This is a genomic window from Blautia sp. CAG:237, assembly GCF_000436615.1.
Classification (GTDB): Bacteria; Bacillota; Clostridia; order Lachnospirales; family Lachnospiraceae; genus Blautia_A; species Blautia_A intestinihominis.
Genome location: NZ_FR886711.1, coordinates 1 through 13,351, shown reverse-complemented (window position 1 = coordinate 13,351; position 13,351 = coordinate 1). Strand labels below are relative to the sequence as shown.

The following is a 13,351-nucleotide window of genomic DNA, read 5'->3' as shown; positions in this document are numbered from 1 at the left end:
GTCTGTTATCCTTCTTATTACTTGTCAGTCAGTGCTGCTACCACACCGGAATATACTACCACAAATGCCAGTGCCATCGCAATCCTGTCAGCAGAATGCACATCGATCTTCATGACCATGGCACCCAGGATCATGATCTCCACTGTTACCAGTATTCCGAGTATCATTGCCATGACATTGGAAAATTTCTTCTTCTCTGTATGGCTCTCTCTGTTCTCTGTCTCGTAGTGTCTCTTTGCTGTTTCTGCTGTGTTCATCATAGTAAGATCCCCTTTATATCGTATTATGGTTTGAGAATTTCGAATATTTGTTCTGAACATATTTTCCGAACATCTTTTCGATATAAAGAGTATCTCATATTAAATGTCCAATAAAACGGGACAAACTTAAATTTCAGAATATATGTTCACTATTTATTTGCGAACACAATTTTATCCACATGATACGTCCCCTGATCCACGCTCATGACAGCCATCGTGGCCTCCTGCCCAAAACGGCTTCTTCCACAGCTTCCCGGATTCAGCCACAATCTTCCGTCGACCATTTTTTCAGAATAACTGTGCGTATGACCAAAGATCACGACCTGGGCACTGCCAAGCTCCCATGCCACATCTTTTTTGTTGTGTGTCATAAAAAATTTCACACCTTCTATAGTGAAACGAAGTGTCTTTGCAATCCCCTCAGCCCAGTCTCTGTCATTATTTCCTCTTACGACATAGATGGAACCAAGGCAACGGATCCTGTCAAGAAGTTCCGGTCTGTCCACATCACCTGCATGCAGAATGCAGTCACATGTTTTGAGGATTTCCAGGACTTCCGGTCTTAATAAACCATGAGTGTCTGAAATGATGCCAATTTTTTTTGCCATATGATGTCACTTCCTTTCTTTCAGATCTGATGATATTATCAGTAGCCCTCTCTGCGTCTTTCCTTTCGGAGTTCATTACGCTTCTGTGCCCCGAGCCACTCAGCTTTCTCGGATTCCGTTTCAACGATCAGACCGGGAACTTCGACCTTGTTGTCGTTTTCATCCAGTGCGACCATGACTTCATAGGCACGGTTGATGACCCTGCGTGTTCCGTCAGGACTTTCTACATAAGTATCGATCCGTACTTCCATGGAAGTTCTTCCGACGTAAGTCAGCTTTCCGATCAGGACCACGGTGTCTCCCAGATAGGCTCCTGCCTTAAAATTCAGATTGTCCACACAGGCAGTCGTCACGATCGTTCCTGCATGTCTGTACGCTACGATCCCCGCCATCTCATCGATCCACTGCATCAGAACTCCGCCAAAGAGCCTGCCGTAGCCGTTGATGTGCTTATTCATGATGAGATAAGTATTTTCGGTACGGGAATCCTCCATATGTTTCATCTTTCTCATATTTTTTCTCTTTTCTTATAACTATAATCCCTGTTTCTGAAACTGTGCGGCTGCTTTTTCATATTCCGGCATCGGCACGCCGTATTCTCTGCCCATACGCACAACTTCATATACAAGTCCGTCAATCTCAGACTGCTTTCCTGCCATAACATCTCTCTGCATGGATGTTGTTGATTCCGGTGCGAGATTTGAAAGGATCCTGAGGTTTCGTTCCACAAGGTCTTCTTCAAATTCAATTCCCATTGCATGGGACAAATTAACGATCTCACGCATCAGTTCGCAGATCATCTCACGTTTCTCGCCTTCCTGCTGAAAATCAACTGCCGTGGCATTGTAATATAAACCTGCCGTTCCGATCGGTGATACGTAGGAAAACTTCACCATCGCATCTCTGCGGATATCCGGTGAAAGAATCACTTCCAGATCTTCGGATGCCATATCCCGTGCGATCGCTCTCATGCTTTCTGTCTCTTCAGAAGGAGTCCGCGCGCCAAAAACAACTCGAAGGATCTTGCCATGGCGAAGGATCACTCCCGGCTCCTCGATCGCCGCTGATACATAGATGCATCCATCCGGTACGGTGAGATCCGGAAATTCTTTCTGTAATCTGCCGCCGGTTCCATAAATATTCAGGATTGGAAGAACTACTGTCTCCGGTCCGGCAATCCTGCGGATATCCGGGATCAGATCCGTCAGGGAATAGCCCTTGACACACACCAGGATCACATCTGGCTGCTCTGTGTATTCTTCCATCCGGCATGCTTTGACAGGAATGGTCTCTTCTTTTCCATCCCAGAGCTGCCTCATGGTAAGTCCCTGTTTCTGCATCGCCTCAAGATGGCTGCCTCTCGCGATCAGAGTTACGTCCTTTTCTGCTTTTGTAAGATAAAATCCAAGAGTCCCTCCGGTTCCTCCTGCCCCGATGATTGCGTATTTCACACCAGATTCCTCCTTTGATCACTTGTATTATGTTTCAAAACAGGCTCCTCATATAGTGAGGAGCCTGGTCGTTATATATTCTTCTGGCAGATATCCTCCAGACAGCATTTATCACAATATGGCTTTGTCCGTGCAGTACAGACTTCTCTTCCGTGGCAAACAAGACGATGGCAAAAATCACTGCCTTCTTCCGGCGGAATGATCTTCCACAGAGCCATCTCCACTTTCTTAGGATCCTTGATGCCGTCAACCAGACCGATACGGTTCGTCAGACGGATACAGTGTGTGTCTGTCACAATCGCCGGTTTGCCAAAGACATCTCCCATGATCAGGTTTGCACTCTTGCGTCCTACACCCGGGAGTTTGAGAAGTTCTTCGAATGTGGTCGGGATGTTGTCATTGTACTGCTCATGAAGGATCCGCATACACGCGCTGATATCCCTCGCCTTACTCTTGCCAAGACCGCAGGGACGGACGATTGCCTCGATCTCCTCCGGTTCTGCTGCTGCAAGAGAAGCTACGTCAGGATATTTTGCATAAAGATCCTCTACGACTACATTGACCCTCGCATCCGTGCACTGGGCTGCCAGTCTCACGCTCACAAGAAGCTTCCACGCCTGGTCATAATCCAGTGTGCATCCTGCATCCGGGTATTCCTTCTTAAGTCTGTCGATCACTTCCAGAGCCAGTTCTTCTTTGGTCATTCTGCGCTCCTTAGATAGTACCGAAAATACGGTCTCCAGCATCGCCAAGTCCCGGGCAGATGTATGCATGGTCGTTCAGTTCACGGTCCAGATGTCCTACATAGATCTGTACATCCGGATGCTCTTTATGGAGACGCTCCAATCCTTCCGGTGCTGCGATAACAAACATGCATTTGATATTTTTGCCGCCGTGTTCCTTGATCATTCTGACTGCGTCCACAGCAGAACCACCTGTTGCAAGCATCGGGTCTGTGACAACGATTAGACGCTGATCGATCGGATCCGGCAGTTTGCAGTAATATTCGTGCGGCTCATGTGTCTCAGGATCTCTGTAAAGTCCGATGTGTCCGATCTTTGCAGACGGAACAAGTGTAGTGATACCATTGACCATTCCAAGTCCGGCACGAAGTACCGGAACAACAGCCAGCTTCTTGCCTGCGATCATAGGTGACATGCAGGTTTCGATCGGTGTCTCTACCTCAACATCTTCCAGTGGAAGATCTCTCAGTGCCTCATATCCCATCAGTACTGCGATCTCCTCGATCAGTTTACGAAATTCATTTGTTCCTGTATTTTTGTTACGAAGCATAGAAATTTTATGCTGGATCAGCGGATGATCCATAATAAATACATTCTCCATTTCAACCTCCATAGATGATTCTGTATCGAATTTTCTACATTTTCTATGGTGATTATACCCTATTTCTCAGTTATTGACAACCACCGCAAACATGTTACACTTAACTTATATTTATCTTATGTTAGGAGCAATTTTATGACTGATTATGAGCAGATTTTTCTCTCTTCCGGGCAGGAGAAGCAGAAACTTACAATTGCCCTGAAACGCTTTATCGAAACAGAGGATCCTGACTGGAAAGCCCGCTATCAGAGTTATCTACGAACCCGTTTCCGTCCTGCCATGACTGAACTGATCCATGGCGGTGATCTGGCACGTATCCGCAATTTATGCGCTTTTGCCCCGCTGACTGCTCCCGCACTGGAACAGTTTATCCAGGAAGCTTCCATTTGCGGACAGACCGAGATCCTTGCTTTTCTTCTCCGGTTAAAAAAAGATTCCTTCGGATTTCATGACAGAGATTTTTCTCTCTGAAAATCTGACTTTTATTTTGAAGTTCATTTTATAGTATGAAAGGATTTTGTTTATGAAACCTTCCGGCGATTTTTCCCTTTATCAGAAGATCTGGGACTTCACGCGGGAACAGCTTTCCGTAAAATATCCCTTTTTTCGGAAACTTCTGTGGAATTTTTCTTTTAAAGAATCTGAAGATACCGAAACTGCTGGAACTGACGGCAGGAATATCTATTTCAACCCTGATTTTGTAATAAAAAGCTTCCAGGAATCATCCACGAAACTGGAGGAGCTTTTTCTGCACATGCTGTATCACTGCCTGTTCCTTCATCTCATCATGGATGTGCCACCGGATCGCAGACTCTGGGATCTCGCCTGTGATGCGGCTGTCCAGAGGATCCTTCAGAATGAAAAGAGGGAACGTGACCCGATGAAAATCTATCAGGAATTCCAGAACGCAGCCGTCTCAGATTCTTCCTCTCAACCAGATTCGTCAGAACCTTCTGCTGAAGCTGAACCCATCACTCCACTTGACGACCACAACTTCTGGAAATACACCGACCGCCAGAAATTCCTCGAGACGATCCGACAGACTCTCGGTGGTATGTCCGGTGCCGCCGGCATGGGGCTGTACGGCAACAGCGGACGCGGCAGTGCTCCCGGAAATCAGGTGGAAGAACTCTCTGTCGAGGAAAAAGGCAAATACGATTTTCACCATTTTCTCAGACGTTTTGCCGTCCACAGGGAAGAAATCCATACCGATGCCCAGAGTTTCGACTATATTCCCTATATATTCGGGCTTGATCATTATGGAAATATCCCTCTGATCGAATATCTCGAGTACCAGGAAGTCACCCGGCTTGAGGAGCTTGTCATCGCGATCGATACTTCCGGCTCCTGCTCAGCAGACACCGTCCGTCGATTTATGGAAGAAACTTATGGAATCCTCAGCGACCAGGAGAATTTTTTCCGCAAAATGAACCTCTATATTATCCAATGTGACTGCTTTATACAGGATGTGGCACATATTACCTGCGAAAAAGACTGGCAGGATTATCTACAGAACCTCCGTATCCACGGACGCAGCGGGACCGATTTCCGGCCCGTTTTTGAATACGTGGAAAAGCTCCGCGAAGAACGGAAACTCAAAAATCTCAAGGGACTTCTCTATTTCACAGACGGCGATGGGATCTATCCGGAAAAAGCCACCGACTACGAAACCGCTTTTGTTTTTTATAAAGAAAAATCCATGCACCAAAAAGTTCCTGCATGGGCTGTAAAGTTATATCTTGATGCAAAAAAATCCTGAACCTATGCATATCCAGAAAGGATCACGCTATGAATATTAAAGAAGCCAAAGAAGAAATTCTCCACACGATACAGATCTACACTCGTAAAGACGCGCACGGACAGTATCTCATGCCCTCTGTCCGCCAGCGTCCGGTTCTTCTGATCGGACCACCCGGGATCGGCAAGACTGCCATCATGGAACAGATTGCCCGGGAATGCAGAATCGGTCTTACCGCCTATACCATCACGCACCACACCCGCCAGAGTGCCGTAGGACTTCCCGTTATCGTGAAGAAAAATTATCAGGGTAAAGAATATTCCATCACGGAATATACGATGAGTGAGATCATCGCCTCTGTCTATGAAACGATTGAAAAAAGTGGCTGCCAGGAGGGGATTCTCTTCATTGATGAGATCAACTGCGTATCGGAAACTCTGGTCCCGACCATGCTTCAGTTTCTCCAGAACAAAACTTTCGGCACACATCCTGTCCCGGAAGGCTGGGTCATTGTTGCCGCCGGAAACCCTGTCGAATATAACAAATCTGCCCGCGAATTCGACATTGTCACGCTGGACCGTGTGAAACGGATCGATGTGGAACCCGATCTCGCCGTGTGGAAGGAATATGCCTGGGCAAAGGGCATCCATCCGGCGATCCTTTCTTATTTAAGTTTACATAATGATCGTTTCTATCATGTAGAAAACACTGCTTCCGGTGTCCGCTTCGTCACAGCACGAGGATGGGAAGATCTTTCTTCCATTCTGTATGGATATGAGGATCTTGATCTCACACCGGACGCAGACCTGGTCCTGCAGTATCTTCAGGAACCGGAAACTGCCAGGGATTTTGCCGGATATTATGATCTCTATGCAAAATACCGCCAGGACTACCGGATTCCGGAACTGCTCTCCGGTCGTATCTCTGAGGAAGAATTTCAGGACCGCTGTAATCTCGTACAGCAAGCTTCCACCGATGAAAAAATCTCTGTCGCGGGGCTTCTTCTCGATGGGTGGAACAGTTTTTTCCAGCAGTTCCAGAAAGAAGATCAGTTTACAACAGCACTCCACGACACGCTGAAGCAGATCCGTGCCGCCCTGCTGCGCGAAGAAACACTCGATGAAATCATTATACAGCGAAAACAGGCTCTGAAAGTTAAGCTGGAAAATCATCTTATTTCTTCTGCGGACTATGAGCAGAACGAACAAATCACAAAAATTCTGGAAAGCTGTCTTGTCGAAACACGTAAGAAACGGGTGAATGATCCGCAAAAAAACCTCGCCATTCTCAGGGATGCCCTGAGAGACGAGGTAGATAATCGCAAAGATCTTGCCGCACAAACTTCTCTCGCACTGGAAAATGGATATCGTTTTGCAAGTGAAGCCTTTGAAGATGGACCGGAACTTCTTTTCCTGACTTCAGATCTGAGCCACAATCCAAAGGCGGTACAGTTTATCAGCACTTTTGGATGCGAGCCTTATTTTCATTACAGTGAACAGTTGATGTTTCAGGAGAAACGGCAGTCATTACTCCGGGAAATTGAAAGGCACTCCTGATTCAGATCCAGTCTCTGCCGCTCAGGTTCCTACGGTATTTCGGTCCCATCAGACCGTTTTTGCGCTCCAGTGCCTCGCGGAATTCAGCCCCGTACATTACGAAGGACATCGTCATGCACACAGCACAAGCCCCGATCAGCACATTGGCTGTCGAATACGGAAGTCTGACTCCTGCTGTCAAAATCATCACAACTACATAAGTAACTGCTGTATTCAGCTTGCCATGCCACTGAGCTTCCCCGGTCGCGTCGGTCTCCATAATGACTTTCCAGCCTACGACCAGCATGTATGTTTCTTTTATCACAAACAGGATCATCACAAGTTTCACCAGCGGATAACGTGATATCAGACACGCCAGCATCACTGCCTGCATTGCCTTGTCTGCCAGTGGATCAAGCAGTCTTCCGATCCTGCTGATCTGATTAAAGGATCTCGCAATTCTTCCATCCAGGAAGTCGGTCGCTGCCGCTGCCAGGATGATCATGGTCAGAGCCGGTCTGTTTCCTCTCATACCATGTCTCTCGCAGATTCCAAGGAAAAGAATTGCAAGTCCGAGTCTGATAAGGCTCAGAAGATTCGGTACGGTAAGGATTTCTTTACGTGTAAAAACTTCTGCAAGCTTCTCCTGCCTTGCCGGAATCACACGGTAGAAAAGCTGGTAACACAGGATATTCAGAATCAGTGCTGTCATTACATCTGAAACACAGTGCTGCTTCAGGAACATGGTTGCCATGATGATAGACACTGTCAGAACTGTCTGTGCTGCTGTAAATACTTTATTTTTCCTGCATCTCTCATTCTGGAAAAGTGCTACACAGCTTGCCACAGAATTAAATACGTGGATACTTGGAAAAATATTCGTAGGCGTGTCGATCTTATACAAAAATCTGACCGCTGAAATAAAAATACCGCTCTCCCCGGTCAGATCCGGTCGAAGATTCTGTCCGTTCGGGTAAACATAGGAAACCAGAATGAACAAGGTCATTCCCACTGCCAGAGTGCCAATATACTGATAATATTCCTTCTTGCCCGGGCAGAACAGCACGAAATAAACCACTGTACCGATCAGAAAAAAGTACCACATCACATATGGAATAATAAAATACGGGCAGAACGGGATTTTGTCATCTGCCAGCGAATGGATGATATGTATTTTCACATCGCTTCGCTCTACGAGCATAAAGGATACCATATAAAAAATCCCATACAGCGGAATCATCCACAAATGTTTTGATTTCTTCAGATAATTCAAAATATCACCTTTCCGAATATGCTGGCTGCATGCCAGGGGCAATTTATTGTTTCAGTCATTACATTCTTGTTTCATTTATCTGTAGGTATAATATACCTATTTATAAGATTTAATCAATCCACAAAATGCCCAAAATATCCGATTTTACAGAAATTTCATAATCTCTTTTCATAAAGCTAAGATAAAAATAAGGAATTCTTTCGTTTTCGACACAGATACAAAAAGAGGAAGTGCTTTATGCTGCACTTCCTCTTCTCTTCTGTGTATCCTTACGCAAGACCTGCTGGAATTCTCTCAGCTTTTCTTTTGCCTCCGGGCTTAAGTTCTGCGGTACCTGGATCTGTACAGTTACGTACTGATTGCCGTGGACAGCAGAATCTTTCATAGAAACAATTCCTTTGCCTTTCAGACGGATCTTACGTCCGGACTGTGTACCCTCCGGGATCTTGCAGATCACATCGCCGTACAGGGTGGTGACTTTGGCTTCGCCGCCAAATACGGCTGTTGTAAATGGAATATTTGCTGTTGTGTAGATATCCATTCCTTTACGCTCAAAGCCAGGTTTCGATGCCACATTGACTTTGAGGAAAAGATCTCCTGCAGGACCGCCATTGAATCCCGGATTTCCTTTGCCTTTCAGACGGATGCTCTTGCCATCTTCGATGCCTGCCGGGACATGTACCTTAAGTGTCTGGGTAACGCCATTTCCAGATGGATCAGACAGCCTCATCACTCTGTCGCATCCAAAGGCTGCTTCTTCGAAGCTGACGCTTACTTCTGAGTGAAGATCACTGCCCTTTGCCTGCGTACTTCTTCCGCCGAAGCCGCCAAATCCGCTCTGGCTGTGGAAGCCCTGACCTCCGAAGCTGCCGCTCTGACCATGGAACATATTTCCAAAGATATCTCCAAAAATATCTCCCATATCGCCCATGTTACCGTTTTCGAAATGGTATTCATGGTAGCCGCTGCCGCCCTGGCCGAAGCCGCCAAATCCACTGCCAAAACCACCCTGACCATGGTATCCCTGGCCTCCGCCATAAGCACCTCCGGCACCTGCACCTTCTTCAAAGGCCGCGAAACCATACTGGTCGTACAGTTTCTTCTTCTCGTCATCACTTAAGATATTATATGCTTCTGTGATCTCTTTAAACTTCTGTTCCGCATTCTTATCCCCCGGATTCATGTCCGGATGATATTTCTTCGCAAGTTTCCTGTATGCTCTCTTGATCTCCTTCGCATCGGCATTTCTTCCGACCCCAAGGACATCATAATAATCTCTCTTAGCCATAATGCCACCTCCGGTTATATTCGTATAGAAAAGAAGATGCGGTCATAAACTCCCGCATCCCCTGCCCTTGTCTTTTGTTCTATTTGTAATATAACACTCGATTTTTGATATGTCAAGATGGTGCGGAAAGATTTTTGCTTCCTGTCCTTGCATACTTGCCAAACAACCTGGCTCTGATCGTGATCGTAGCCCCTGTTTTGTTCTTTCCCATCTTCATTCATTTATTTTTTTCTGCAAGCATACGGCGTAATTCCTGTAATTCTTTCTCCTGCTGTTCCAGTTGTTTGTCTTTTATTTCCAACTGCTTCTTCTGACTAACCAATTGCTCTTTCTGGCTAACCATGCATCCAGTTTATTTCTGATACCCTTATTTTCCATGGTTTTTCGGAATATGTCAAGCGGAATAAACTTTACCTGCCTGCTCTATAATATCTCATGGATGTGATTACAAATCCCATCGAATTTCGTGCAGGTTTTACTGTAATCACTTCTTTTCCTTCATATCTGCCAAACAAGCTGCCCCTGATCGTGATCGTAGCTCCTGTTTTTGTGCGGACTGCGTTGTAATATTTCATCACAGTTTCACTCTGCCACCACAATTCTTTGAGCAGATACTTTCCCTTTTTTACCGGGAGATTCACACTTTTTACTTTGATTCCGTAGGTATCCTGTATATGTTTGAGGACAACGCTTTTCGGAACCAGCATATCTACTCCCGTTTGATAACGTTTGTATTTTTTCCAGTTTGCATACAGGAAATCTCGACGGACAATTTTAGGAAGATTCTTCTTTAACTGCGTCTGCCCGGAAAAATTAATTCCGCCTGCATAAGACATATCCTGAAGATAAGTCCGTACATTTTTCTTTTTGAAAATGTTCATGTTGATGGAAGAACTTCTGGCTGCCGCTTCTACCGTCGAAACATTGTTTCCTGCTACTACAGCAAATCCCAGTACAAAAATCAACAAAAATGCTGCCATCCTTGATAAAATACTTCGTTTCATTCCTTTTTTCTCCTCTCGATTACTGCTTTTAATTCTAACATATCATAATTGCATATTTATTTTGCTACATATTTCTCTTTTGTCTCTAAACGGTCATAAGTATAGTAACCTTTTTAAAGTTCTATACCTATGTTTTTTGTACTTCTTCTTTTTCCTTTTTCATAATCGCGCCGCATCAATATCCGCTTGAACGAACTGTTTTCGCATTCTTCATATATCTGTTAATGGTCTTGTTATAAGTGGAATAGCTTACTTTCCTTCCATTGATTGCATATCCACTCTTGAATTTACCATTAAAACGTTCGGCCCTCACTACTCTCGTAGCTTTGGTGCCTTTGATCTTGTAGATGTAATACTCACTTCCACCTGTGTTCGCATTGCAGACCATTACAGTATGGCAACTTCTGGAATACTTAATCGACAGGTTGTATCCCTTTCCATATCCAATAGAACCTACCCTTACATTTTTTCTTGTTTTTGGATTGTAGGTACGAACTTCATTAATCCCGGCAGAGCTGTTATGCATAAGCAGTTCCGGAATTCCGTTTCCATCGACATCCACAATTTTGTAACTACCGCGCTTGCCTTTCATGTACTTCTTGTAGCTTGACACTGCCGCATTGTACTTCGATGACGCAGCCATAACCGGCAACGTCATTCCTATACACAAAATAGCCGTCAGTAAAATACAACATAACTGTTTTGCTTTCTTTTTCAGTACTGTCTGTTTTGTGTTTTTCATCTCTTGTCCTCCTTATCTTTAAGATGTTTTTAGTTTATCATGGTGTATTTGCAAATTTGTTTTTATTTCGGATAGCTTTTTTTATTTCTTCTCCGTAGCACCTTACTTATCTAATTTTAAGAAAATTCCAACTATATCACAAGATGGGGCATAGTTTGTGGCCAGATTTTTATAGTACTTTTTGCCAAATTTTGTTTGATTTTTCACTTTCGTTATAACGAATATGGTATACTAAGGATTAATAGTTGAACTTGCGAAAGGATTTTTACATATGTCTGTATTTTCTGATTTACTGAAAAATTATATCCATGAGAAAAAAATCAAAGTGATGGCTCTGGCTCAGTACTGTGATCTGGAGCGTTCTACAGTTTATAAATTTATTAATGGGAAACGTGAACCTATGTCTGCTGAATTAGTAGAGCAGATGGCTTATTTTATGAAGCTTACTCCTTCAGAGACTTACCAACTTAAGGAATCCTGGAAAATGGCCCGTATGGGAGATGATGCTTACTATATTTGTAAAAGCATCGAACACTTTTTGTCTGATTTTCCAAACAGATCCTCTCAGCCTTCTTATAATCTGGCAACTTCCGCACCTGATCTGAAGGAAGATTTTTCCCCCACCCAGAACTGTCTTCTGCTAAATTCCAGACAGGCAATAGATTCTTCTGTCCATCAGATTTTATTGTCGGAAGCCGCTAAGCCAAATGGAAAAATCGCTCTTTTCCTGCAGCCTGACTATCCATTTCTGCTGCATCTGCTGTCCACGATCCAGCCTGCCGGTTCGCTGCAGATCGACCATATTTTCATTCTGAACCGTACTGCTCAGTTTACAGACGCGCATGAACTTTATGAGCTTTATTATCTGCGAAATCTGTTTCCAGTCTATATGAATAAGCTGGATTATCGTATCCATTGTTTTTGTACAAATGAGATCTCGCATCTTCAGAATCTCTCTGCTCTGCCATATATGATCCTGACCTCGGAATTTGCTATCACGTGTTCTTCTGATTATCAGACAGGAATTTTGTATCAGGATCCGAATATCCTGCAGGCATTGTGGAATCTGTTTCATTCGCATCGAGATCTTTGTCAGCCTGCATTTCAGACTTTTCCTATTATTGCAGATGATCTGCCATCCCTTTTCCAATTTGTTGCCAGAACGCGAGCTTCTGCCGATCTGCTCATCAATATTCAGCCTGAAGCCTGTATTCTCCCGTTTTTACGCAGAGACTTGTTGGAAGATATTTTCAATTATGATATTCCTGGGGCAGATTCTGTTATATCTATGGCAGATACTTTGTTCAACAATAATATGCAGCTGATCAACGACGAAAAATTTATTATATATTTTACAGAGTATGGAATGACCCGTTTCCTGCAAGAAGGTTTATTTGAAGAAATTCCACAAACCTTTTATCATCCGTTAAATATAGCGCAGCGAATCCGGATTCTCCGTGAAATCGCACAATGCTGTCATAACGGTTCCTACCGCATTTTGAAGAAGCCTCTGAACCATTTGTCAGAAAACCTTCGTATGTGTCTTTGTGGTAACACATGCTCACTTACTTATCAGACAAATTCAGGTGATCATATGTGCTTCGCGATCACAGAGCCATTTATCCTGCAGATCTTTCAGGAATTCCTGACAAATATGGATCCGGATGTTTACTACAAGCCTGAGGAAGCCGAGCAGATCATTTATCGCATGATTGAGCAGCTGGAAGCAAAATAGTATAAAAATACGAGCCAGCCTTATTTTTTCTAAAGGCTGACTCATATTTTTCATGTTTTTTCGGAATATGGCAAGCGGAATGAAAACCTGCTTCTAAAGCCGTTACTATTCACTGGTATTTCAGGTAGAAAGACCTTCATGTAAATAAGTGTCCTCTGGAGCATCCTCCTGGAGATAATTTATTGACTTGCTTGTAGGCAAGTACAATTCTAACCATCCATTTTTTTCGAATTTATGTACTCTGTTGCTACTTTCTTTTAACGTAGTCATCCAAAACTCCTAACTTCTGTTGACTTCCTGATCACTTACTCATCTCCCAGTCATTTTCCTCTCCGATTTCTGTAGACCTTTAAATAACTTACTTCCTGTCAAG

The 13,351-nt window shown here is 44.2% G+C and carries 14 protein-coding genes; 4 read left to right on the top strand and 10 right to left on the bottom strand.

Translation table 11 applies throughout. The features are described from left to right. Positions 1-17 precede the first annotated feature (17 nt). From QZL69_RS04080 to upp, 6 genes are all read right to left on the bottom strand, one after another. Entirely contained in the window at positions 18-260 is a 243-nt protein-coding gene (locus QZL69_RS04080) for a hypothetical protein (protein ID WP_022213953.1), read from the bottom strand. Between the two features lie 149 nt (positions 261-409). Further along, positions 410-868: a metallophosphoesterase family protein gene (locus tag QZL69_RS04075; protein WP_022213952.1), complete on the bottom strand. Its 459-nt coding sequence runs from the start codon at positions 866-868 to the stop codon at positions 410-412. Between the two features lie 38 nt (positions 869-906). Further along, positions 907-1,380: an acyl-CoA thioesterase gene (locus QZL69_RS04070; RefSeq protein ID WP_022213951.1), complete on the bottom strand. Its 474-nt coding sequence runs from the start codon at positions 1,378-1,380 to the stop codon at positions 907-909. 21 nt (positions 1,381-1,401) lie between these two features. Next, positions 1,402-2,319, bottom strand: a complete 918-nt coding sequence (locus tag QZL69_RS04065; protein ID WP_022213950.1) for a ketopantoate reductase family protein — start codon at positions 2,317-2,319, stop codon at positions 1,402-1,404. A 71-nt stretch (positions 2,320-2,390) separates the two neighbouring features. Next, positions 2,391-3,023 carry an endonuclease III domain-containing protein gene (locus tag QZL69_RS04060; RefSeq protein ID WP_022213949.1) on the bottom strand — a complete coding sequence of 211 codons (633 nt, stop codon included), beginning with the start codon at positions 3,021-3,023 and terminating at the stop codon, positions 2,391-2,393. Positions 3,024-3,033: 10 nt separating this feature from the next. Then, the gene (gene upp, locus QZL69_RS04055) at positions 3,034-3,663 is read right to left on the bottom strand and encodes a uracil phosphoribosyltransferase (protein ID WP_022213948.1); all 630 of its coding nucleotides are present in this window, start codon (positions 3,661-3,663) and stop codon (positions 3,034-3,036) included. Between the two features lie 135 nt (positions 3,664-3,798). On the opposite strand from upp, the gene QZL69_RS04050 reads away from it, so the two are divergent. The 3 genes from QZL69_RS04050 to QZL69_RS04040 are packed head-to-tail and all read left to right on the top strand — an operon-like array spanning position 3,799 to position 6,957. Continuing rightward, positions 3,799-4,134 carry a hypothetical protein gene (locus QZL69_RS04050; RefSeq protein ID WP_022213947.1) on the top strand — a complete coding sequence of 112 codons (336 nt, stop codon included), beginning with the start codon at positions 3,799-3,801 and terminating at the stop codon, positions 4,132-4,134. 52 nt (positions 4,135-4,186) lie between these two features. Continuing rightward, on the top strand, positions 4,187-5,422 hold the full coding sequence (locus QZL69_RS04045) for a vWA domain-containing protein (protein WP_022213946.1): 1,236 nt from the start codon (positions 4,187-4,189) through the stop codon (positions 5,420-5,422). A gap of 29 nt (positions 5,423-5,451) precedes the next feature. Beyond that, positions 5,452-6,957, top strand: a complete 1,506-nt coding sequence (locus QZL69_RS04040; RefSeq protein ID WP_022213945.1) for an ATP-binding protein — start codon at positions 5,452-5,454, stop codon at positions 6,955-6,957. 1 nt (position 6,958) lies between these two features. Here QZL69_RS04040 and QZL69_RS04035 read toward each other — a convergent pair whose 3' ends face one another. From QZL69_RS04035 to QZL69_RS04020, 4 genes are all read right to left on the bottom strand, one after another. Next, positions 6,959-8,209, bottom strand: coding sequence for a CDP-alcohol phosphatidyltransferase family protein (locus QZL69_RS04035; protein ID WP_118252172.1), 1,251 nt, complete (start codon positions 8,207-8,209; stop codon positions 6,959-6,961). A 235-nt stretch (positions 8,210-8,444) separates the two neighbouring features. Next, a complete protein-coding gene (locus QZL69_RS04030) occupies positions 8,445-9,497 on the bottom strand; it encodes a DnaJ C-terminal domain-containing protein (protein WP_022213943.1) in 1,053 nt (350 codons plus the stop codon). Positions 9,498-9,907: 410 nt separating this feature from the next. Then, positions 9,908-10,501, bottom strand: coding sequence for a hypothetical protein (locus QZL69_RS04025; RefSeq protein ID WP_022213942.1), 594 nt, complete (start codon positions 10,499-10,501; stop codon positions 9,908-9,910). A 175-nt stretch (positions 10,502-10,676) separates the two neighbouring features. Further along, positions 10,677-11,243, bottom strand: a complete 567-nt coding sequence (locus tag QZL69_RS04020; RefSeq protein WP_022213941.1) for a hypothetical protein — start codon at positions 11,241-11,243, stop codon at positions 10,677-10,679. Positions 11,244-11,514: 271 nt separating this feature from the next. Here QZL69_RS04020 and QZL69_RS04015 point away from each other — a divergent pair, with 271 nt between their 5' ends. Then, positions 11,515-12,978, top strand: a complete 1,464-nt coding sequence (locus tag QZL69_RS04015) for a helix-turn-helix domain-containing protein (protein ID WP_022213940.1) — start codon at positions 11,515-11,517, stop codon at positions 12,976-12,978. The last annotated feature ends 373 nt before the right edge of the window (positions 12,979-13,351 follow it).

Coding starts and splice junctions, on each gene's coding strand:
- QZL69_RS04080 (WP_022213953.1), bottom strand. CDS start 260: ATGATGAACACAGCAGAAACAGCAAAGAGACACTACGAGACAGAGAAC.
- QZL69_RS04075 (WP_022213952.1), bottom strand. CDS start 868: ATGGCAAAAAAAATTGGCATCATTTCAGACACTCATGGTTTATTAAGA.
- QZL69_RS04070 (WP_022213951.1), bottom strand. CDS start 1,380: ATGAGAAAGATGAAACATATGGAGGATTCCCGTACCGAAAATACTTAT.
- QZL69_RS04060 (WP_022213949.1), bottom strand. CDS start 3,023: ATGACCAAAGAAGAACTGGCTCTGGAAGTGATCGACAGACTTAAGAAG.
- upp (WP_022213948.1), bottom strand. CDS start 3,663: ATGGAGAATGTATTTATTATGGATCATCCGCTGATCCAGCATAAAATT.
- QZL69_RS04050 (WP_022213947.1), top strand. CDS start 3,799: ATGACTGATTATGAGCAGATTTTTCTCTCTTCCGGGCAGGAGAAGCAG.
- QZL69_RS04045 (WP_022213946.1), top strand. CDS start 4,187: ATGAAACCTTCCGGCGATTTTTCCCTTTATCAGAAGATCTGGGACTTC.
- QZL69_RS04040 (WP_022213945.1), top strand. CDS start 5,452: ATGAATATTAAAGAAGCCAAAGAAGAAATTCTCCACACGATACAGATC.
- QZL69_RS04030 (WP_022213943.1), bottom strand. CDS start 9,497: ATGGCTAAGAGAGATTATTATGATGTCCTTGGGGTCGGAAGAAATGCC.
- QZL69_RS04025 (WP_022213942.1), bottom strand. CDS start 10,501: ATGAAACGAAGTATTTTATCAAGGATGGCAGCATTTTTGTTGATTTTT.
- QZL69_RS04020 (WP_022213941.1), bottom strand. CDS start 11,243: ATGAAAAACACAAAACAGACAGTACTGAAAAAGAAAGCAAAACAGTTA.
- QZL69_RS04015 (WP_022213940.1), top strand. CDS start 11,515: ATGTCTGTATTTTCTGATTTACTGAAAAATTATATCCATGAGAAAAAA.